We start from the raw sequence: 20498 nt of genomic DNA on the forward strand, positions 1-20498 counted from the left end.
CGCCGTATCCCCTTATTCGAAATCTTCGTCATCCCTGTTGAGAAGAACCGTACGACCACGCCAGACACAACGAATCCCGAAAACGTGCCACTGCGACACACCGGCAAAGCACGGCGCCGAGCGGTTACGAGCCCGGTCAGCCCAGGCCGTGCACCCGCTTGTACTCGAGCGCGTAGGCGAGCTTGCCCGGCTTGACGTCGGAGTACGGCTTGCTCAGCTTGTCGAACTCGCCCTTGTTGGCGGCCTTGCCGTCGTTCCACTGGTCCAGCGCCCCGAGCTCGGCGGCGGTGAAGCCGCTGTCGACGACGGTGGCCTTGGGCAGCGCGGTCATCGTCACGGTCAGGGACTTGACGGTGGCCAGGTAGCTGGCGTGGTCGTTCGGGTTCCAGCCGGCCAGATCGATCGGCTTGGTGTCGCGGACCCAGCTACCCCAGTAGAACTCCTGGAACGGCAGCCCGTTCTGCGCGTAGCCGATGTCGCGGCCGAAGTAGAGCAGGCTGCGGTACTTGTCGTCGGCGAAGTTGGCCAGCCCCACGCTGGTCGGCAGCTTGTTCACCTTGGTCGGGTTGCCCTGCGGGTCACGCAGGTACACCCACTTGTGCGCCTGCATCTCGGCCCAGAAGTCCTGGCGGGTGAGGGTGCTCAGGTTGGCCTGCACCCGCAGCCGGACGTGCAGGTTGGCGCCGCCGTCGGGGGTCTCGTAGAAGGAGGTGAGCGTGTGGTGCCCGTCGGTAAGGAACGGCTCGCCGCCGGGGCCGATGACCACGGTCTTCATGGCGGCGATGCTGTTCGCGGTCTCGGCACCGACCGGGAGCTGGCACGTGAAGGAGGAGGGGTCGTCCAGCCGCGCGGCGGGTGCGGCCGTCGCGGCGGCGACTCGGCCGTCGGCCTCGCACCAGTCGTCGAACTTCTTGTTGATCGCGTCCTTGCCCAGGGTGTAGCGGCCCAGCTTGTAGTAGACCTCGTCGTAGCCCAGCGACGGCTGCGTCGGGTGCACGTCGCCGATGCGGACGTCGAGCAGGTCACCGGCCTCGGCGCACAGGTACTGCGCGAACGGCGTCTTGCGCTGGTCGTGGCCGCAGAACGACGGCCGGGTGCCCGGTGCCCCCGGTGCGGCGAACGCGACCGGCGCGAGCGCGGCGACCCCGGCACCGATCGCCACGGCGATTGCCGCCCCGAGTACCGCGCCGCGGCGCGACGGAGATCTGAAGCGCATATGCGTGCTCCTAGCTGTCAGTGCGGATACTGACGCCGAGCGTCGCCATGATCACCCAACGCGCGAAAGCGCAACCCTGACATGCAGGTGAATCCGAGGGAACGATCTCATGTCAATCGCGCCGGCCTTCACGAGATGTCCACTTCGGACGGTCAGGGCAATACGTCCCGAAGCTGGGCCGGTGGGGACGAACGCTTCTTCCACTCGCGCGGGTACCCGACCGACACCTCCTCGTGGCGGACGCCGGCGTGCCAGGTGGTCCGCGGGATGTGCAGGTGGCCGTAGACGACCACGGCGGTGTCGAAGCGGGTGGGCCAGTCGGCGGTCAGGGTGGTGCCGCACCAGAGGGCGAACTCGGGGTACCACATGACGTCGGTCGGCTCCCGGACCAGCGGGAAGTGGTTGACCAGCACCGCCGGCCGGTCGAGGGCGGCGAGGCGCTCCTCGGTGGCGGCCACCCGGGCCCGGCACCACTCGGCGCGCCCGGGGTATGGGTCGGGGTGCAGCAGGACCTCGTCGGTGCCGACGATCCCGGCCTTGTGGGCGATCGCGAGCGCCTCCTCGGTCGAGGTCGCACCCTTGGGCCAGAAGGAGTAGTCGTACAGCACGTGCAGCGGCGCCACCGCGATGTCGTTCTGCCACAACGGGTACGGATCCTCGGGCGTGACGATCCCGGCCGCCCGGCAGGCGTCGACCAGCAGCTCGTACCGCGCCACCCCGCGCGCCTGCTCGGGGTCGTGCTGCGGGGTCCACAGGTCGTGGTTGCCCGGCGCCCAGATCACCTTGGCGAACCGCCCGGCGAGCGTGGTCAGGGCCCACATGACGTCGGCGAACTGGTCGGCGACGTCGCCGGCCACGATGAGCCAGTCGTCGTCGTGGGTGGGCCGTATCTGCTCGACGAGGGCCCGGTTCTCGGGGTAGGAGACGTGCAGGTCGCTGATGGCCAGGAGTCGCCCGCTCACGCGGGCAAGCCTACTGCCCGGCGCTCAGCTGCTGCCCGAGGTCGATGGCCAGGGCGGCCGGGTCGACGCCGAGCGAGCGCAGCATCCGCGCGCCCGGTGCGGCGGGGTCGGCGGCGATGACGTACAGCAGGTGGGTCGTCCCGGCGACCGGCTGCCCGAGGTCGGCGGCGAGCCGGTCGGCGTCGGCGAAGGTCCGCACGACGTCGGCCGCGAACGCCGGGTCCTCCCGCCCGCGCCACCACGTGCGGTCCCGCTTCGGCGGCTCGCCGACCTCGAACGACAACTCCTCGGCGAAGCCCTTGACCTGCGGGTAGCCGAGGCCCCGGGCGGCCAGCGCCTGCGGCCCGCCGCCGGCCGGGCGCCCGCCGGTCCGCTCCAGCGCGTGGTTCAGCGCGCACATCGCCATCACCAGGTGGGCCTGGCCGACGAGGGTGCACCCCCCGCGGACGGCCTGGCGGACGGCTTCGCGGCGCACGGCCGCGGCGACGCCCTGGGCCGGGCCGCCCAGCAGCTCCAGGCCGCGGGCGGCGTCCGGGCTGCCGTCGGCCAGGAACTCGGCGTCGGGGCGCAGGTGGAAGCGGCGCACGAACTCCATCCACTCGCCGGGCGAGTCGCACTCGGCGAGCAGGGAGCGCAGCATCAGCTTGAAGCCGACGTAGCGGATGTCGCCCTCGGCCGCGGCGGCCAGCGCCCGGCCCAGGGCGACCCGGATCCGCTCGTCCCACCCGGGCACGGGGGCGTCGAAGGGGCGCCGCAGCCGCCCGCGGGCGTGCCACTCGGCCAGGCGCAGGGTCGCGTCGACCTCGTCCTCGGTCTCGAACGGCACCGCCTCGCCGGAGGCGCCGAAGCCGGGGACGACCTCCCACCGTACGTCCATCGCCCCGACCCAGCCGAGCAGCACGTCGGCCAGGCGTTCGGCGTTCACCACCGGTGCGCCGGCGAGCCCCGCCCAGCGGCAGGACTCGCCGAGGCCGACCACGATCTCGTGCGAGGCGACGACCCCAGAGCTCATCACCTAACGATTCTGCGCTACCCGCTCTTTGAACTCGGCGACGTAGTCGGGCAGGTTGCGGGTCACCGTCCAGCCCAGCGCCTTGGCCTTGGTCGCCTCGGCGCGCCCGCGGGTCCGCTCCCCCGGCAGCGCCGGGATGAGCTCGATCGGCCCGCCGAACATCTCGGCGACGTCCTGGATCTGCCACTCGGTGCCGGTGCCGAGCAGGTAGCCGTCGCCGTCGCCGTGCTGGGCGCAGAGCAGGATGCCCGAGATGATGTCGTCGACGTGGGTGAAGTCGCGGGTCTGGGTGCCCGGCGACACCACCGGCAGCGGCACGCCGCGCTCGTGGTGGTCCTCGAAGATCCCGATCGCCGTGGCGTACTTCCCGGTGCGGATGTGCCCCGAGCCGTACACGTTGTAGAAGTAGGCGGCGACGTAGTCCAGCCCGTACCAGTCCCGATAGTTGGCCAGATACTCGATGTTCTTCGCCTTGGTCCAGGCGTACGGATTCAGCCGCTCGTCCTGCCCGTCGTTGCCGAACTTGGAGCTCGACCCGGCGTAGACGACCTTCGCCCCGTGCCGGTGCGCGAAGTCGACGACCTCCTTGGTCCCGCGCAGGTTGAACTCCCACGTGAGGTCGAGCTCCTCGAGCGACCGCACGATCCGGGAGTACTCCCCGAAGTGGAACACGTACTCCGGCGCCGGCAGCCCCTCGCTGGCCCAGACCTTGCTGAGCTCCACCGTGCTCGCGTGCAGGTAGGTCACCCGCGGGTCGTCGACCTGCGCCTCAATGGTCCCGGTGAAGTAGTTGTCCACCGACACCACGGCCACGCCGGGGTGGTCCCGCAGCAGGCGCCGAATGAGATGGCTGCCGACGAACCCGGCCCCACCGGTCACCAGAATCGTCCGCCCGTCGATGGGCCGCGCCGACCGCACATCCATCCGTGTCGCCACCTTCTGCTTCCCGAAGCCCGCTCACGTCCAGTCCGTTCACGCGGCTACGGAGCCTACCAGCGCCACCACGAAGCAGCCGCCCCCTCGCTTTGGGGGCCCCGGCCGTCTACGACTTGTAGGCGCCCGCGTCCAGGTCCTCGAGCAGGGTCGGGCCGGTCGGCGTCCACGCGAGCAGTTCCCGGGTCGCGGCGCTGGAGCTGGGAAGGTCCATCGCGAAGAAGCTGCCGATCCAGCCCCAGTGGCCCAGGACGTCGTCGGCCGCGATCGGGGCCACGGGCAGGTCGAACGCCCGGCCGATCGCCTCCGCGATCTCGCGGGTCGGCACCCCTTCCTCGGCCACCACGTGCAGGCGGGCGCCCGCGGGCGCCTTGTCCAGGGCCAGGGTGGCGAGCCGGCCGGCGTCGCGCACGTGCACGGCGGGCCAGCGGTTGCCGCCGTCGCCCGGGTAGCCGGACACGCCCTTCTCGCGGGCGATCGCGGACAGGATGGCGATGAACCCGTGGTCGCCGGTGCCGTGCACGGTCGGGGCGAAGCGCAGGCTCACGCTGCGCACGCCGCGCTCGACGAACTCCAGCGCGAGATTCTCGCTGCCGCCCCGCGGGGAGTCGGGGCCGTGGAACGGCGACGGGTCGGACTCGGTGGAGATCCGGCCCTGATTGAGGCCGGCCAGGCCGGCCGCGACCAGGAAGGGCCGGTCGCTGCCGGCGAGGGCGTCGCCGACGGTCTGCACGGCGGCCCGCTCGGCGGCGTTGGAGCCGGCCAGGTCGGCCCAGTCGTGCTTGTTGGCCAGGTGGACGACGGCCTCGGCGGCCTCCGCGCCGGCGCGGATGGACCCGAGATCGTCGAGGTCCCCGCGCAGGACCCGGGCGCCCTTGACGTCCAGGCTCGCGGCGGACGCGTCGGACCGGGCCAGGCCGGTGACCTCGTGGCCGGCGGCGAGCAGGTCGTCGACGACCGCCGAGCCGATCCAGCCGGAGGCCCCGGTGACGAATACGCGCATGACGTGCTCCCTCGACTGATGATGTCAGTGACAGACATACCGTACTCCGCGATGTCAGTTCCTGCCATCACTACACTGGAGCCCATGGTGCGGTGGGAACCCGGGGCCCCGGAGCGGTTGCAGAAGGCCGCCCTGGCGCTGTTCGCCGCCCGCGGTTACGAGCAGACCACCGCCACGGAGATCGCGCAGTCGGTCGGCCTGACCGAGCGCACCTTCTTCCGGCACTTCCCGGACAAGCGCGAGGTGCTTTTCCACGGCCAGCAGCAGCTGGTCGAGGCGTTCCTGGCCGGCGTGCACGACGCGCCGCCCGACGCGCCGCCGATGCAGGTCGTCGCCGCGGCCCTGCGCCGCGCCGCGGCCTTCTTCCCCGACGAGCGCCGGCTCCACTCCCGCACCCGCCAGACGGTGATCGACCAGCACCCGGCCCTGCAGGAGCGCGAGTCGCACAAGCTCACCATCCTGGCCGAGACGATCGCGGGCGCGCTGCGGGCGCGGGGCGTCGACGAGCGCACCGCCGCGCTGGCCGCCCACTCGGCCATGACGGTGTTCGGGATCTCGTTCGCGCAGTGGATCCGCGAGGGAGAGCGGCGCTCGCTCGCCGACATCGAGGACCAGGTCCTCGGCGAGCTGCTCGCGTTGCACACGCCGGCCGCCTGAGCTTCGGGGCCGCGCCGCACACCGCGCGTGCCGGGCCACCGGCGGCGTCCGGCGCCCCGCTGCTCAGCGGCTCCCGGCAGCGTCCAGCGTCTCGCTGCTCAGCGGCTCCCGGCGGCGTCCGGCGCCTCGCTGCTCAGCGGCTCCCGGCGGCGTCCGGCGCCTCGCTGCTCAGCGGCTCCCGGCGGAGCCGGGGGTGACCAGGCCGGTCTCGTAGGCGAGCACAACCGCCTGGGCACGGTCGCGGAGGGCGAGCTTCTGCAACAGGTGCCGGACATGGGTCTTCACCGTGGCCATCGAGATCACCAGCTCTGCGGCGATGTCCGTGTTCGACAGGCCTCGGCCGATGAGCTGAAGGATCTCGCGTTCGCGGGGAGTCAGGTCGGCGAGGCCGGCGAACGGCGGCGGCGCCGGTGGGCGGTTGACGTAATGGCTGACCAGGCGGCGCAGCACGGTCGGGGCGAACAGGGCCTCACCGGCGGCCACGACCCGCACCGCCTCCACCAGCTGCTGGCGGCCGACGTCCTTGAGCAGGAAGCCGCTGGCGCCCGCCCGGAGGGCCGCGAAGACGTGTTCGTCCAGGTCGAAGGTCGTCACCATCAGGACCCTCGTGTCGAGGCCGGCCTCGACGATGCGGCGGGTCGCCGCGATGCCGTCGGTCCCGGGCATCCGGACGTCCATCAGCGCCACGTCCGGCCGCAGGCGCTCCGCCTGCGCGAACGCCTCGGCGCCGTCCACGGCCTCGGCGACCACCTCCAGGCCGGCGACCTCGAGCACGAAGCGCAGGCCGGAGCGGACGAGGTCCTGGTCGTCCGCGATGAGGACGCGCGTCATGCCGCCTCGATCGGCAGCAGCGCCCGGACCGCGAAACCGCCGGCCGCGGCATTGCCGGCCTGCAGGTTGCCACCGTGAATGCGCACCCGCTCACGCATGCCGACCAGGCCGTGCGCGTCGGGCGAGGGCAGGCCGCGGGCCCCGGGGCCACGGTCGCACACCTCGATCTGCAGCGCGTCCGGCAGCCAGCGCAGGCCGACCGAGACCGGCGCGCCGGGCGCGTGCTTGGTCGCGTTGGTCAACGCCTCCTGCACGATGCGATACGCGGAGAGGTCGAGGCTCGGCGGCAGCGGTACCGGCGTGCCGTCCACGGCCAGGTCCACCGCCTGGCCGCCGTCGCGGGCCCGGCCCACCAGCGCGGGCAGCTGGGCCAGCCCCGGCAACGGCTCCCGGTCCGGGTCGCCGGCGTCGGCGCGCAGGACCCCGAGCAGCCGGCGCATCTCGGTGAGCGCCTCGACCGCCGAGCCGCGGATCACCGCGATCGGCCGCTTCGCGAGCCCGGGGTCGTACTCGAGCGCCGCCTCCGCAGCGTCGGCCTGCACGGCGATGACGCTCACCGCGTGGGCGACCAGATCGTGCAGCTCGCGGGCGATGCGGGCCCGCTCGTCCGCGACCGCCGACCGCTCGCGCCGGTCGCGCTCCCGCTCCAGATGCTGGGTCAGCTCCTCCAGCAGGCGGGTCCGCCCGCGCTGGCGGCGCACCAGCACCCCGACCGCGGCCGGGCCCAGGACGGCGAGGACGGCGCCGGCGTACTCCCCCACGCCCACCCGCTGCTCGGCTGAGCCGGCGATGCCGAAGATGGTCGCGATGAGGACCGTCGCGGCCGCCAGGTGCCGGTCGGTCACGTGGGCGGTCACCGCATAGAACAGCAGCAGCGCGGCGAGGTAACCGACCAGCAGGAATCCGTCGGTCGGAATCAGCCACACGGCCGAGCCGACGAGCGCGGCGATCACCGGGTGGGTGCGGCGCCAGGCGATCGGCGCGGTCGAGCCGACGGCCACGAGCACGCCGATCGGGGCGGGGGCGATCGGCAGGAACACGAGGACCTGCGCCAGCGCGATGACCACCAGCAGCGTCGCGACCACCCTGTCCGTGGTCCCGACCTGCGCGAACCGCCGCCATGGTGACACGTGGCCACGGTAGGCGGGCGGTGCACGGCGTGTCATCAGCCCGTGGGCTGAGCTCGCGCTCGGCCCACCGGATCGGCCGTGGTTCCGCCCCTGGGTCGATGAGCGAAGGCCCTGTCCGGCCGCACGATCGGCGTCGACACACCGGAGTTTTCCTGAGCCAATCCGGAGGTACCCCATGACCACGACCACCGCCGAGCCGACCACCGCCGTGCGCCGGCGGGTGCCGATCGCCGTCCGCGGCGCCCAGCTCCTGCTGCTGGTGCCGCTCGGCGCGTTCCAGCTCGTCGCGACGATCGCCTTCTCGATCATCATGCCGCTCTCCGGCAAGGACTACATCGCCGCCGCCTGGGCGCCCGTCATGGCGCTCGCCTGCATCGTCACGGCGCTGCGCCTCGGCCGCGGCGCCCCGCGGACGCTGCGCACGGCGCTGGTCCTGCTCGCCGCGCAGACCGCGTTCGGCCTGCTCAAGCTCATCGCGTTCGGCGAGACGGCCGCGCTGGTGTTCCTCGCCGTGACCGCGGCCTGCGCCGGGCTGCTCGCGCTGCCAGGGGCCCGGCGCCACTTCCACGCCTGAGACCTAGGGAGACATCACCGATGCGATCCACCTACCGAGTCTTCGCCTGCCTCGTCGCGGCCGGGGTGTTGGCGCAGGCGGCCAGTGTCGCTTACGCCTGGTTCGCGGTCCTGCAGACCATCGACGCAGGCGGAGTCTTCGACAAGGACGCCGGCGCCAATCCCGGCCACTACGCGCACGGCATCATCGGCATGGCGCTCATCCCGCTCATCGCGCTGACGTTGCTGATCCTGTCCTTCTTCGCCAGGATTCCCGGCGGCGTGAGATGGGCGGCAATCACCTTCGGCCTGACGGCGCTGCAGGTGGCACTGGCGTTCGTATCGTTCAGCGCGCCGCTGGTCGGCGCACTGCACGGCCTCAACGCCGTGGCATTGCTGGCCGCCGCGCTCGTCGCCGCGCGCCGGGTGCGGCGTGCTGTCGAGCCGGTCCTGCCGCGACCGGCCTGAACATGAGACGCAGGCATTGGCGAGCCGCCGTGCCGATTGCGGCGGCTCTGGCCACCCTGGGCCCGGTGGGCTGGTGGTGGCAGGGCAGTCTGACGCCGGACACCTACTCCGCCATGGACATGGGGTATCCCGACTACGGCGGCGGTGCCCGCGCCGACCACAGCGCCATGCATCACGGCGGCGCCGAGGTCACCGCCTTCACCGGCCCGCGCGACCGGCCCGCCGACGTGTCCATCACGCTGGTGGCCCGCGCCGAGCGGATCGACCTTCCCGACGGTCGCGGCGTGGCGGGGTACACGCTCAACCACGCCTCGCCGGGCCCGGAGATCCGCGCCAGGCAGGGGCAGCTGGTCGAGGTACGAGTGGTCAACGAGTCCGTGCCGGACGGTGTCACCCTGCACTGGCACGGCTACGACGTGCCGAACGCGGAGGACGGCGTGGCCGGCGTGACCCAGGACGCGGTCGCCCCGGGCCAGGCCCATGTGTACCGGTTCGTCGCCACGGACGCCGGCACCTACTGGTACCACTCCCACCAGGTCTCGCACGAACAGGTGCGGCTGGGGTTGTTCGGTGCGCTCGTGGTCGATCCACCGGCCGGCGCGCCTGCCGTCGTCGACCGGCTCGCGCTGGTGCACACCTATGGCGGCCGCCGCACCGTCGCCGGCCGCCCGGGTGAGACCGGCGTCGCCGCCGCCCCCGGCAGCACGGTGCGGGTCCGTCTGGTCAACACCGACCAGGGCACCGTGCGCGCCTGGGTGTCCGGCGCGGCCTACCGCCTCGTCGCCGTCGACGGCCGGGATCGCAACGCGCCGCCACCGGTCACCGCCGCCGCGGTCGTGCTGCCCGCCGGTGGCCGGGCCGACGTGGAGTTCGCGGTCCCGGACGCGGGCGGCGCCGTGCGGGTCGACGTCGGTGCGGGAACGGCGCTCGTGGTGGGTCCCGAAGGCGCCGTGGCCCCGGTGACGCCGGAGCCGAAGGCGTCGATCGATCTGCTGTCGTACGGCGCGCCGGTGACCATCGGCTTCGACCCCGCCACCGCGACGCGGCGGTTCGAGTACCGCATCGGGCGCCGCTTCGGCTTCCTCGACGGGCGGCCCGGACTGTGGTGGACCGTCAACGGCAAGCTGTACCCGGACGTGCCCATGTACATGGTCAGCGCCGGCGACGTCGTGCGCATGACGATCGCCAACAGCAGCGGCGAGACGCACCCGATGCACCTGCACGGCCACCACGCGGTGGTCCTGAGCCGCAACGGCACAGCCGCGACCGGCAGTCCATGGTGGACAGACTCCCTGGAGGTAGCCGACGACGAAACCTACGAGATCGCCTTCATCGCCAACAACCCCGGCATATGGGTCGACCACTGCCACAACCTGCCCCACGCCGCCGAGGGCCTCCTGGCCCACCTCGCCTACTCCGGCGTAACCACCCCCTACCGCATAGGCAAAGGCCACAACCACCCCGAGTGAAGATGCGTGGCCTGACGGTCGCGTCGCGCCGCGAACGGAACAGGGCCGCAGCGCGGAGGCTGCGGCCCTGCCGGTGGTTCGGTGGTGCTGGCGTGTTACGGGGTCGGGTAGTCGGTCACGAAGACCGGCGATCCGACCCGGGTCGTGTCGGCCGGGCCGCCCACGCCGTTGACGACGTGGTCGATCGTGCCGGCGCTGAGGTTGACCGTCATGATGTGGTGCAGCCGGACGCCCGGGGTCTGCGGGACCTCGAAGCCGTTCTCGGTGTGGATCGACGGGTTGTTCTGGTTGAACACGTAGGCGCCGCCGCCGTAGAGGCGGTGCGTCTTCACGCAGTTGCTGACCTTGTACGCGGCCCAGCCCTTGGTGTTGCCGTTCATCCAGTCGGCCTGGGTCGGCGGGTCGTAGGCCAGCTCGTTCTGGAAGAAGACCGTCGTGCCGCCGTTGCCGTTCCAGATGACGTCGTACTGCTGGAAGTGCTCGACGAACAGGCCGGTCGCGGTGACGTTGTCGCCGTTGACGACCACGCCGTTGCGGCTGGTGTTGGTCTTCCACCGCTGGGTGTCGGTGAAGCCCTCGACGCCGTGGTCGGCGCGCCACACCCAGGTGTGGTCGATGAGCACGTTGTCGCTGTTGATCTCGAGCGCGACGTCGGTCTTGCCCACGTGCGGACCGCCGACGCGGAAGTACACGTCGGACAGCGTCGTCGGGTTGTCCGCCGAGGTCCGGTGGTTGCCGTGCGGCTTGCCGACCCGCAGCAGCGCCGGCGAGTTGACCGGACCCGCGTCGAACGAGACGCCGGCGACGACGACGCCGGGGACGTCGGCGACCTCGAGCGGGACCGCGCCGGCGGCCGAGGTGAGCGTCGCGTGGCCGAGGCCGAGGACGACCGTGTCGGGCCGCTTGACCTCGATGGTGCGCGCGATGTCGTACACGCCCGGGGTGAGCAGCAGGTTCAGGCCACGGGCGAGCTGGTTGTTGATGACCTGCACCGAGTCGGACGGGGTCGCGACGAAGAAGTCCTTCAGCGGGACCGTGCGGCCCGGCGTCAGGCCGTTGGCCCACGAGATGCCGCGGCTGTTCTTCTGGGCGGACGGCACGCGGACGTTGTAGTTGCCCTTGGCGTCAGCGAACAGGTACGGCTTCTCCCGGCTCACCGGGGTGGTGTCCAGCGTCGTGTACGGCGGGTCGGGGAACCCGGCCTCGCTGGGCGCGCCGACGACACCGGAGAAGACCTGGTTCCACACGCCGTTGGACCAGCCAGCGACCTCGCTGTTGCGGGTCAGCCACTGCTGCTGCGATCCGCTGACGACGAACGGCAGCTTGGAGTCGGCGATGAAGCCACCGCTGGCGTACTGCGGGCCCGCGGTGCAGTAGTCCATCAGCGACAGGTTGGCGCCCGTGATGTTGAGGCGGCGCATGGAAACGGCCTGGGAGACCGCCCAGAAGTCCGCCGAGCCGCGGCAGCCGTCCTGCCCGGCGCTGTTGACGTTGATGGACAGGTTGGACAGCGTCCGCCAGAAGTTGACGAGCGCGAGGCAGTTGCTCGTGCCCCCGTTCTCCAGGCAACGGTTGTAGACCTCGACCTTGCCGTTGATGACCACGTCGGTGGGCGACGCGCCCAGGCCGGTGATCTCGGTGTAGTAGCCGACCTTGATCTGCAGCGGCTGCTCCGCCGTGCCGTACGTGCCCGGCTTGAAGAGGTAGGCGTGGCGCGCGGTGCCCATCTCGTTGTCGACCTGCGCGGCGTTCGCCGCGTCGAGGGTCGCCTGGATGCTGCTGACCGGCATGCTGGGGTCGAAGACGGTGACGTTCGATCCGAGGTCCCAGCTGCTGGGCGGCGGCGCGGCGGCGGCGGCCGCTCCCGCGGTCGTGATGGCGGTGGTCAGCACGAGCCCGGCCGTGAACGCCCGGCCGAGTTGCCGACGACCGGACCGCAGGCTTGCCAGACCCCGGCTACCAGGGGCGTGCATTGTCATTCAGTTCGTCCTTCCTGCTGGGGGCAGCGGTACGTAACGAAGAGTCGGATCCGGTGAGGAGACCTGAACAGGCGACGAAGGGCGCGCACCGGACGGGCGAGCGCTCTCTCGTCCCGCCGGGGTCGCGACCCTCATGGAGCCGCCTATTCAGGGGACTTGTGGCCCGATTTGGGCGGCTCGGTGCAGAGAGCGCTCTCACCGCACCGCCACTTGTATCAGGGCCTGAAGGAAGTGGGTGGAATGTTTCTACCGCGTAAACCAGCTCGGCGCTACGTCAGGCAGCCCTTGACTTTTTCGCGCAATAGCCCAGCGGCCCATCTCGACGGCGGAAATGCACACCAGAATCGGACCGAATGGTGTCGACCACCCTCAACGCCGACCATATGGGGCGCTCTTGGCGTCGGGTTCCCGGCGGTCCTGGCCGCCGGGGAGCTCCGGTTAGTCGACGGTGTCGTCGTCCACGAGCAGCACCCTGGCCAGACGGGTCACCGCCGCCGGGTTCAGGTCCCGGCCCGCCGCGAAGGCCCGGTCGAACGCATCACCCAGCGCCGCACGCACGGCTGCCGTGGTGCGCTCGATGTCGGCCTGATCCGCGACGGCCGGAGTGCTGCCCGTCGAGGCCCGGCTCCGCTGCGCGGCGCCGAGCAGCGAGGCGGCTGCGTGGTGCTCGCCGGCGGCCGCCGCGGTGCCCGCCAGGGCTGCGAGCGCGAGGGCGACATCACGCTCGGCGCCGAGCTCCCGAGCGGCCTTCAGCGCCTCGCGGTGCTGGCCGGCGGCGGCGGCCAGGTCACCCCGGTGCTGCGCCACGTGGCCGAGCTCGACCAGCACGCTGGGGACGTAGAGCGGACGACCCGCCCGGGTCGACTGGGCCGCCGCATCCCGCAACAGCGTCCGCAGATGCCGCATGGCGGTGTCGAGGTCGCCGGCGCGTCGAGCGGCCCACGCCAGTCCCATCCGCGCGAACGTCACGGTCAGCGGCGCGTTCTGCTCCTGGGCGAGAGCGAGCGCCTGGGTGCACTGCCGGATGGCGGCCTCCTGGTCGCCGTGTTCCATGGCGAGCCAGCCCAGCCATCCGAGCCGGCCGGCGACGTCCGCCCACAAGCCCAGCTCCCGGGCCAGCTCGAGCCCTTCCCGATGCAACCGGGTGGCGAGCGCGTGCTCGCCGGTCAGGCTGGCGTGCGCACCGAGCCACTCGGTCGCCTGCAGCAGGCCCCACCCATCGCCGAGCTGCCGGAAGATGCCGGCGGCACGGTCGCCGTCGTGGACCAGGCGGGTCGTGTCGCCGCGGATGTAGGCCAGCTTGGCGGTGAGGGTGAGGGTTGCCGCGGAACCCCAGGTGTCGTCCGTGGCACGAAACGCGGAGAGCAGCTCGGACACGAACGCCTCGGTGAGGGCGACGTCCCCGAGATCGACCTCTGCGTACGCCAGGAACCAGGCGGCGCGGGCGTGACGGGGGTCGGCGGTCAGGTCGTCCAGGGCCTCCCGAACGGCCTTGTGCCGGATCGGCCAGTCATCGACGTCGCCGAGCAGGAACGCAAAACCAGTTTCCCAGGCCGCCACGCGGACCCGTTCCGGGACTTCCGGTGCGCCGGCGGAGGCGGCCAGCGCGGCCCGCATCCAGCGGCGGCCCTCGCCCAGGCGCCCGCGGAGGAACCAGTACCAGGCCAGCGCGTCGACGAGCCGGAGCGCGCTGCGGGGGTGGCCGCCGGTCACCGCCTGGTCGGCGGCGGCGCGCAGGTTCGCCGCCTCACCGTCGAGGACGCGCAGCCACCGCGCCTGCAGCGGTCCGCGTAGCTCGGCCTCGGCGGCGGTGGCGAACGCCACGTAGTACCGCAGCCAGCGGGCGCGGGTAGCGTCCAGGTCGCCGGCCTCGTCGAGCCGCTCAAGGCAGAACGCGGTGACGGACTCCAGCAACCGGTAGCGTGGCGGCTCACCGTCGCGCTCCACTCGAACCACCAGCGACCGGTCCACCAGGCGGGCGAGGAGGTCCGGCACGTCGGCCGCCCGCACGTCGCCGGCGGCGCAGATGGCTTGCGCGGTGTCCAGGCTGCTGCCGTCGGGGTTGACGGCGAGGCGGCGCAGCACGATCCGCTCGGGCGCCGTGAGCAGCCGCCAGCTCCAGTCGATCGTGGCGCTCAGCGTCTGCTGGCGGGCCGGCGCTGACCGGTCGCCCACCGAGAGCAGCCGGAATCGGTCGTCGAGCCCGGCCACGAGCCGCTCGATCCCCAACCCGCGCAGCCGGGTCGCGGCAAGCTCCAGCGCCAGCGGGATCCCGTCCAGCCGGCGGCACAGATCGCCGATCAGGGCGGCGTTGGCGGGCTGCAGCTCGAAGCCCCGGTGCGCCGCGGCGGCTCGCGCCAGGAACAGCCGCATCGCCGCGGCGTCGCCCGGGTCGCCGCCGTCGGCCGGCAGGTCCAGCGGCGGCACGGGCCAGACCAGTTCGGCGGCGATGCGCAGCGGTTCCCGGCTGGTGGCGAGGACCCGCAGCTCGGGCGCGGCCGCGAGCAGCCGGCCGGTCAGGGTGGCGGCCGCGTTGATGACGTGTTCGCAGTTGTCCAGCACCAGCAGCAGCCGGCGGGGGCGCAGCGCGGCGGCGAGCCGGTCGACGGTCGTCGCGTTGCCACCCGCGGCGTCCCGGATGCCCAGTGCCCCCGCGACGGCGTCGGCGACCGCCTCGACACCCCCGTCAACGGCGGCGAGCTCGACGAGCCAGGCGCCGTCGCGGAACTCGCCTTGGACGGTGCGGGCCACCTCGAGCGCCAGCCGGGTCTTGCCGACGCCGCCCACGCCGGTCAGCGAGACCAGCCGTTGGGCGCCGACCAGGGCGGCGAGCTCGGTGAGCGCGGAGTCCCGTCCGAACATCTCACCCATCGCGGCGGGGAGGTTGCTGACCGGCTTGGGCGGGGCGGCCGCGGCCTCGGGCGGGTCCAGCGCCGGATCCTGCGCCAGGATCGCCCGATGCAGGGCCGCGACGTCCGGGCCGGGGTCGATGCCCAACTCGTCCTCGAGGCGGGCGCGCAGCTCGGCGAAGGCGTCGAGGGCCTCGGACTGCCGGCCGGCGCGGTAGAGCGCCAGCATCCGCAGGGACCGGGCCCGCTCCCGCAGCGGATGGCGGCTCACCACGTCCGCCAGCCAATCCGCGACCGCGGCGGCCTCGCCGAGCGCGAGCCGGGCCTCGGCGCGGTCCTCCACCGCGGTCAGCCGCTGTTCCTCGAGGCGTGCGACGACGGCCTCGACGAACGGCTCGTCCCGGTACTCCGCATATGCGTCCCCGCGCCAGAGATCCAGCGCCTCGCCGAGCAGCGCCGCGCGAGAATCCGGCGTCCGCTCATTGGCGGCCCGAGCGACCAGGGCACCGAACTCCGCGGCGTCGACGGTGGCGGCCCGCAGCGCGAACCCGGCCGGACCCGACTCGACCAGAGCACGACTGCCCGGCTCCGCGTCCTCGATCGCCCGGCGCAACTGCGACACCTTGACCGCGAGCGCCGCCGGCGGGTTGCCGGGCACCTGACCCGTCCAGAGCTCCTCGACGAGGCGGTCGGCGGACACCGGGCGCCCGTCGCGCGCGAGGAGCGCGGCGAGCAACGCCCGCACCTTGGCGCCCGGAATCGGCACGGGCCGGCCGTTGCGGTCCCACACCGCGAGCGGTCCGAGCACCCCAAAACGCATGCCAACGATCCTAGGTCGTCCAGCGCCGGGAATAAGACGACCACAATGACCGGCGGCCCGACCGTGATCGGGCCACCGGCACCATTACCGGGTTTCCTCAGGCCGGTACGAGAGAATGACGACGCCGTGGGGGAGCTGGGTCTGCGAGATCAGCGTCATCCGGGTCCACAGCCAGTCGCGGAAGACGTTCGTGCCGCCGCCGACCACGACCGGATGCACCCAGAGCCGGAACTCGTCCACCAGACCCGCAGCGGCCAGCGAGCGGGCCACCCCGCCGGATCCGTAGAGCAGGACGGCGCCGTCCGTGGTGCTCCTGAGTTCCCGCACGAACGCCGCGACGTCGCCCGGCACGACGTGTGCGTTCGTCCACTCGAGCTGGTTCAGGGTGCTGGTGACGACGTACTTGCGGATGCTGTTCATCCGGTCGGCGAAGCCCTCGGTCGCGGAGCCCTTGTCGTCGACCGCCGGCCACGTCGCGGCGAAGGCCTCGTAGGTGACCCGGCCCATGACGACAGCGTCGGCGGCGAGCAGTTGGTCCCGCGCGTAACGCCCGTACTCGTCCCCGAAGAACTCGAACGACCAGTCCTGTGGATCGTCCTGCACCCCGTCGAGCGTGATGAACGTCGAGACAATCACCGTTCCCATGTCCGCTCAGCCCCTTCCCGGCTCGGCTCATGTGTAGGTTGGCGGCTACGCCTCGTTGAGGTCGAGTTCTACGGCCTGCCGCACGTAGCCGGACAGCAGCGCGTCGTCCACATCGGCAGCGTTCTTGAGCTTGAGGTGCCGAGTCGTCTTGCCAATTCCCTCCAACCGGCGCTCGGGGTCGGAGAACTCCGCGCCGCGTGCGAAGGCGAGGGTGATGTGCGTCTTGCTGCGGCTCACGATGGCGATCAGTTGACGCCCCTTCCAGGCCGGCGAGCCACGGCTGATGACCTCGCGGGCATCGGGCGCGTGGATCGCCATGAACGCTCGGAGCGCCTGGACTATGGCTGCCTGCCCCTCGTCGAGATGGGCGGCGACGTACTCATCCATGTCGGTCACGGCGTTCATCCCCTCAAAGGCTCTTCGCCACGACAGCACTGATCGTGGTGAAGGCCGAGTAGTCGCCCGCCGTGACGCGGTTCTTCGCGACCGCGATCGCGACGCCGGTCTCCGGGTCGGCGTAGGCGGCCGTGCCGCCGCTGCCGGCCATGCCGAACAGCGTCGGACTGTCCAGCGGCCCCGAGAATCCGATGTCGTAACCAAGCCCTCGTTTCGCGGGAAACCCGAGCACCGCGTCCAGGCCGCTCACCACGACCGAGGCGGCATCGCGCAACCGCTGCGGTGACAACAGCCGGACCCCGTCGACCGGGCCCATCAACGCGGCGTACATACGAGCGATCGCGCGCGCCGACGCCACGCCCCCCGCGGGGATCTCCGCGGTCAGCACGTCGACCCGGTTGCAGTAGTCGGCATCGGGCATAGCCCCCAGCGGCGCCGCGGTCCAGTTGTCGAGGACCCGGAAGAACGGCACCGTCTCGGCCAGCTGCGCCGCCATCTCCGCGCTCAGGTGCATCCCGTCCGGCTGCTCGTGCCGCGCCACCCTGCCGAGAGCCTCCCGCGGAACGGCGAAGAAGAGTTCCTCCTCGACGCCCAGCGGTGCGGCGACCCGGCGGCGCGTCTCCTCGGAGATCGTGTGGCCGGTGGCGCGGCGCACGATCTCGCCGACCAGGTAGCCGTAGGTCTGCGGGTGGTATCCAGTGCGGGTCCCCGGTTCCCACCACGGGGTGGCGCCGGCGATCAGCTCGGACATCTTGTCCCAGTCGCAGAGGTCTTCCGGGGTCGTGCCGACCGGCACCGCCGGGACCCCGGCGCTGTGCGTCAGCACGTCCCGGACGGTGGTCCGTTCTTTGCCGTTGACCCCGTACTCCGGCCACAGATCGACCACCGGGGTGTCGTACTCCAGGATGTCGTCGGCCACGAGCCGGTGGACCACCGTCGAAGCCACCCCCTTGGCCGTCGAGGTCACGTGGAACAGTGAATCCGCGGCGACGGGCCGCCCCTCGGCCGCGAACCCGCCCACCGCGTCCACGATCTGCTCGCCGTGCCGGTAGACGGCGACCTGAAGCCCCCGCTCCGCGTCACTCTCGATCAGCTGATCGACCGCCAGCTGCACGTCCCGCTGAACATCACTCATCGTGGCCTTCACAGGTTCATTCGGGCGCCCTTCGCCCGGCCACGACCAATAATCCGGCGACCGCTTACGCTTTCTTTACCGTCCTTTACCGCCGCCCGGCGCAGGCTCGTTTCCGGCTGGTCGGGCTCCGCCGGAGCGCGTTCGTCACCGCAGGGTCAGCGCCGTCTCGACCTCCACGCGGGTCAGCTTCTCCGGGTTGCGGACGTAGTAGAGCCCGCTGATCCGGCCGTCCTCGACCCGGACCGCCATCACGCCGTCGATCACCCCGTCGATCCGCACCATGAGGGCAGGGTTGCCGTTGACCAGAGTGGGCTCGCTGGTGATCACACCCTCGGTCCGCCCGACGTTGCCCAGGTAGAAGCGGATCACCCGGTCCACACCGATGATCGGCCGCAGCGCGGCTTGCCGCAGACCACCGCCGTCGCCGACAAGGACCACGTCCGGCGCCAGTACGGTGAGCAGTTTTTGCAGGTCCATGGTATTCAACGCCTGCTGGAAGGACTCCAGGACGGCCTGGGTCTCGCCCGGCGAGACCACCTGACGCGGGCGGCGCGCCTCCACGTGCTGCCGGGCCCGATGCGCGATCTGGCGCACGGCCTCAGGGGTCTTACCGACGGCGGCGGCTATCTCGTCGTACCCGACGTCGAAGGCCTCACGCAGCACGAACACCGCGCGCTCGGTCGGCGAGAGTGTCTCCAGGACGAGCATGAACGCCATCGACAGGCTCTCGGCGAGTTCGGTGTCCTCGGCCACGTCGGGCGTGGTGAGCAGCGGCTCGGGCAGCCACGGCCCGACATACGCCTCCTTGCGGCGCTTCATGGTGCGAAGCCGGTTGAGCGCCTGGCGGGTGGTGATGCGGACCAGGTAGGCACGCTGATCGCGGACCCGATCAAGATCCACATTCGCCCAGCGCAGCCAGACCTCCTGCAGGACGTCCTCGGCGTCCGCCGCCGAGCCCAACATCTCGTAGGCGACGGTGAAGAGCAGATTGCGGTAGGCGACGAAGGCCTGCGTCGCCGGATCGGTGGTCTCGTCGCTCACCTGCCGGCCCTCTCCTCGGCCCTCAGCCGCTCCCCGCGCGTGCCGTCCGCCATCCAGGACGGGATCGAGATCGCCCCCGGCCGGCGCGCCTCGATGGCCAGCTGCTTGACCGTGCCCCAGCACACGAGCTCCTTGATCTTCGCAGCCGCACGACCGCCGACGTGGTACTTCGTCGCGGTGTCGTCACGGCCGCTGAACTGCACGAGGCCAGCCCGGCGCCCCAGGCTGATGCACTGGCCGACGAAGCCGAGCGCGACCTGCTCGGGCCGCTCCCCCGCGATCTTGCGAAGCACCGTGCCGGCGGCGTGCATGCCCAGCGGGCCGGCCGCCTGGCAGCTCATCCGGAACGGCATACCCGACGGCGCAGCCGAGTCACCGGCCGCAACGATCCGCTCATCGTCCACGCTGGTCAGGGTCTCGTCGGTGAGCAGGCGGCCGAGCGCGTCGGTGCTCAGCCCGCTGCGCGCGGCCAGGTCCGGCACGCTAAACCCGGCGGTCCAGACGGTCACCGCGCTCGGCAGCTCACGACCGTCGCCGAGCCGCACAGCGTCGCGGCTCACCGCCGTCACCTTCGCGCCGGGCCCGTCGAGCACGGTCACGCCGAGCTTGGCGAGTTGCGCGGCGGCCGAGCGCCGGCCCTTCGGGTGCAGATACGGGCCGAGCACCGAGCCGCAGACCAGGGTAACGGCCCGGCCCTGTTCGGCCAGCTCGGCGGCGGTCTCGATGCCGGTCGGCCCCGCGCCGACGACCGTGACCGGGGCCGAAACCGGCGCGGCGTCGAGGACCGGCCGCAGCCGCTGCGCCTCCTCCAAACCAGCGATCGGATACGCGTGCTCGGCCGCCCCGGGCACGGTCACCTCGGCGCTGCCGCTGCCCACCGCATAGATCAGGTAGTCATACCCGACCTTGTCACCACCGGCCAGGGTCACGCTGCGCCCAGCAGCATCGATCCGGTCCACCGTGTCGACCACCAGCCCGACCCGCCCGCCCAGCACCTCGCGATAGTCGACAACCGCGTCATCCGACCCGGCCACCAACTGGTGCAGGCGGATCCGCTCAACAAACGTCGGCCGCGGGTTGATCAGGGTCACGATGACATCACCGCGCCCGGCCAGGCGGTTGGCCGCCGTCACACCGGCATACCCGCCCCCAACCACAACCACTTCGGTGTTCCCGGCCATGATGCCCCCTAATTCTCGAGTTCTGGCCTCAAGACACCGACAACCCCCCGCTTGTGACAGACGTGCCCCAGATCACTGACGGCCGTGGGCAGCAAAAACCCCCACCGAGAAGCAAGCGAAGCGAAGCAAGCCCAACCCCACGACGGACCACAAGACCCCGACAAAGAGCAACCCAACCGGGGGTTTCGGGGGCGTGGGTGGCGAAGCCCCCACTGGGGA

General features: G+C 71.9%; 18 protein-coding genes. 4 read left to right on the forward strand and 14 right to left on the reverse strand.

From position 1 onward, the window contains the following. Positions 1–136: 136 nt before the first annotated feature. From AB0M46_RS02800 to AB0M46_RS02820, 5 genes are all read right to left on the reverse strand, one after another. Positions 137–1216, reverse strand: coding sequence for a ParB/Srx family N-terminal domain-containing protein (locus tag AB0M46_RS02800; RefSeq protein ID WP_363332518.1), 1080 nt, complete (start codon positions 1214–1216; stop codon positions 137–139). 152 nt (positions 1217–1368) lie between these two features. Beyond that, positions 1369–2178: a metallophosphoesterase gene (locus AB0M46_RS02805; RefSeq protein ID WP_363332519.1), complete on the reverse strand. Its 810-nt coding sequence runs from the start codon at positions 2176–2178 to the stop codon at positions 1369–1371. A 10-nt stretch (positions 2179–2188) separates the two neighbouring features. Then, complete coding sequence (locus tag AB0M46_RS02810; RefSeq protein WP_363332520.1) at positions 2189–3190, reverse strand: Clp protease N-terminal domain-containing protein; 1002 nt, start codon at positions 3188–3190, stop codon at positions 2189–2191. Between the two features lie 3 nt (positions 3191–3193). Then, positions 3194–4114, reverse strand: coding sequence for an NAD-dependent epimerase/dehydratase family protein (locus tag AB0M46_RS02815; protein ID WP_363332521.1), 921 nt, complete (start codon positions 4112–4114; stop codon positions 3194–3196). A gap of 118 nt (positions 4115–4232) precedes the next feature. Further along, positions 4233–5126 (reverse strand): SDR family oxidoreductase, encoded by an 894-nt coding sequence (locus AB0M46_RS02820; RefSeq protein WP_363332522.1) that lies wholly within the window; start codon positions 5124–5126, stop codon positions 4233–4235. Between the two features lie 84 nt (positions 5127–5210). On the opposite strand from AB0M46_RS02820, the gene AB0M46_RS02825 reads away from it, so the two are divergent. Then, on the forward strand, positions 5211–5783 hold the full coding sequence (locus tag AB0M46_RS02825; RefSeq protein WP_363332523.1) for a helix-turn-helix domain-containing protein: 573 nt from the start codon (positions 5211–5213) through the stop codon (positions 5781–5783). Between the two features lie 168 nt (positions 5784–5951). On the opposite strand, the gene AB0M46_RS02830 is transcribed toward AB0M46_RS02825, so the two are convergent. Both AB0M46_RS02830 and AB0M46_RS02835 read right to left on the reverse strand, forming a co-directional pair. Beyond that, a complete protein-coding gene (locus AB0M46_RS02830; protein ID WP_363332524.1) occupies positions 5952–6614 on the reverse strand; it encodes a response regulator transcription factor in 663 nt (220 codons plus the stop codon). Beyond that, positions 6611–7744, reverse strand: a complete 1134-nt coding sequence (locus tag AB0M46_RS02835; RefSeq protein WP_363332525.1) for a histidine kinase — start codon at positions 7742–7744, stop codon at positions 6611–6613. The genes AB0M46_RS02830 and AB0M46_RS02835 overlap by 4 nt, the downstream gene beginning before the upstream one ends. 175 nt (positions 7745–7919) lie before the next feature. On the opposite strand from AB0M46_RS02835, the gene AB0M46_RS02840 reads away from it, so the two are divergent. From AB0M46_RS02840 to AB0M46_RS02850, 3 genes are read left to right on the forward strand one after another with little or no spacing between them, the layout of a single operon-like run. Next, positions 7920–8318 (forward strand): hypothetical protein, encoded by a 399-nt coding sequence (locus tag AB0M46_RS02840; RefSeq protein ID WP_363332526.1) that lies wholly within the window; start codon positions 7920–7922, stop codon positions 8316–8318. A gap of 20 nt (positions 8319–8338) precedes the next feature. Further along, on the forward strand, positions 8339–8764 hold the full coding sequence (locus AB0M46_RS02845) for a DUF6220 domain-containing protein (RefSeq protein WP_363332527.1): 426 nt from the start codon (positions 8339–8341) through the stop codon (positions 8762–8764). Between the two features lie 29 nt (positions 8765–8793). Continuing rightward, positions 8794–10233 carry a multicopper oxidase family protein gene (locus tag AB0M46_RS02850; RefSeq protein ID WP_363332528.1) on the forward strand — a complete coding sequence of 480 codons (1440 nt, stop codon included), beginning with the start codon at positions 8794–8796 and terminating at the stop codon, positions 10231–10233. A 95-nt stretch (positions 10234–10328) separates the two neighbouring features. Here the strand turns inward: AB0M46_RS02850 and AB0M46_RS02855 are convergent, their stop codons facing one another. The 7 genes from AB0M46_RS02855 to AB0M46_RS02885 all read right to left on the reverse strand — a co-directional run bounded on the left by AB0M46_RS02855 (position 10329) and on the right by AB0M46_RS02885 (position 20279). Then, positions 10329–12206, reverse strand: coding sequence for an adenylyl cyclase (locus AB0M46_RS02855; RefSeq protein ID WP_363332703.1), 1878 nt, complete (start codon positions 12204–12206; stop codon positions 10329–10331). 444 nt (positions 12207–12650) lie between these two features. After that, positions 12651–15881 (reverse strand): BTAD domain-containing putative transcriptional regulator, encoded by a 3231-nt coding sequence (locus AB0M46_RS02860; RefSeq protein WP_363332529.1) that lies wholly within the window; start codon positions 15879–15881, stop codon positions 12651–12653. Between the two features lie 84 nt (positions 15882–15965). Then, on the reverse strand, positions 15966–16526 hold the full coding sequence (locus AB0M46_RS02865; protein WP_363332530.1) for a dihydrofolate reductase family protein: 561 nt from the start codon (positions 16524–16526) through the stop codon (positions 15966–15968). Between the two features lie 45 nt (positions 16527–16571). Then, positions 16572–16913, reverse strand: a complete 342-nt coding sequence (locus AB0M46_RS02870; RefSeq protein ID WP_363332704.1) for a DUF1801 domain-containing protein — start codon at positions 16911–16913, stop codon at positions 16572–16574. A 22-nt stretch (positions 16914–16935) separates the two neighbouring features. Further along, positions 16936–18057 (reverse strand): serine hydrolase domain-containing protein, encoded by a 1122-nt coding sequence (locus tag AB0M46_RS02875; protein WP_363332531.1) that lies wholly within the window; start codon positions 18055–18057, stop codon positions 16936–16938. 144 nt (positions 18058–18201) lie between these two features. Further along, the gene (locus AB0M46_RS02880) at positions 18202–19098 is read right to left on the reverse strand and encodes an RNA polymerase sigma-70 factor (RefSeq protein ID WP_363332532.1); all 897 of its coding nucleotides are present in this window, start codon (positions 19096–19098) and stop codon (positions 18202–18204) included. Then, positions 19095–20279, reverse strand: a complete 1185-nt coding sequence (locus AB0M46_RS02885) for an FAD-dependent oxidoreductase (protein ID WP_363332533.1) — start codon at positions 20277–20279, stop codon at positions 19095–19097. Before AB0M46_RS02885 ends, AB0M46_RS02880 begins: the two co-directional genes overlap by 4 nt. Between the last annotated feature and the right edge of the window lie 219 nt (positions 20280–20498).

The sequence above is a fragment of the Dactylosporangium sp. NPDC051485 genome (genome assembly GCF_040682015.1).
Taxonomy (GTDB): Bacteria; Actinomycetota; Actinomycetes; order Mycobacteriales; family Micromonosporaceae; genus Dactylosporangium.

Bases quoted from the DNA above. Each gene is read 5' to 3' on its own strand.
- AB0M46_RS02800 (WP_363332518.1), bottom strand. From the start codon at position 1,216: ATGCGCTTCAGATCTCCGTCGCGCCGCGGCGCGGTACTCGGGGCGGCA.
- AB0M46_RS02810 (WP_363332520.1), bottom strand. From the start codon at position 3,190: ATGAGCTCTGGGGTCGTCGCCTCGCACGAGATCGTGGTCGGCCTCGGC.
- AB0M46_RS02815 (WP_363332521.1), bottom strand. From the start codon at position 4,114: ATGGATGTGCGGTCGGCGCGGCCCATCGACGGGCGGACGATTCTGGTG.
- AB0M46_RS02820 (WP_363332522.1), bottom strand. From the start codon at position 5,126: ATGCGCGTATTCGTCACCGGGGCCTCCGGCTGGATCGGCTCGGCGGTC.
- AB0M46_RS02825 (WP_363332523.1), top strand. From the start codon at position 5,211: ATGGTGCGGTGGGAACCCGGGGCCCCGGAGCGGTTGCAGAAGGCCGCC.
- AB0M46_RS02830 (WP_363332524.1), bottom strand. From the start codon at position 6,614: ATGACGCGCGTCCTCATCGCGGACGACCAGGACCTCGTCCGCTCCGGC.
- AB0M46_RS02840 (WP_363332526.1), top strand. From the start codon at position 7,920: ATGACCACGACCACCGCCGAGCCGACCACCGCCGTGCGCCGGCGGGTG.
- AB0M46_RS02845 (WP_363332527.1), top strand. From the start codon at position 8,339: ATGCGATCCACCTACCGAGTCTTCGCCTGCCTCGTCGCGGCCGGGGTG.
- AB0M46_RS02855 (WP_363332703.1), bottom strand. From the start codon at position 12,206: ATGCACGCCCCTGGTAGCCGGGGTCTGGCAAGCCTGCGGTCCGGTCGT.
- AB0M46_RS02860 (WP_363332529.1), bottom strand. From the start codon at position 15,881: ATGCGTTTTGGGGTGCTCGGACCGCTCGCGGTGTGGGACCGCAACGGC.
- AB0M46_RS02865 (WP_363332530.1), bottom strand. From the start codon at position 16,526: ATGGGAACGGTGATTGTCTCGACGTTCATCACGCTCGACGGGGTGCAG.
- AB0M46_RS02870 (WP_363332704.1), bottom strand. From the start codon at position 16,913: ATGGATGAGTACGTCGCCGCCCATCTCGACGAGGGGCAGGCAGCCATA.
- AB0M46_RS02875 (WP_363332531.1), bottom strand. From the start codon at position 18,057: ATGAGTGATGTTCAGCGGGACGTGCAGCTGGCGGTCGATCAGCTGATC.
- AB0M46_RS02885 (WP_363332533.1), bottom strand. From the start codon at position 20,279: ATGGCCGGGAACACCGAAGTGGTTGTGGTTGGGGGCGGGTATGCCGGT.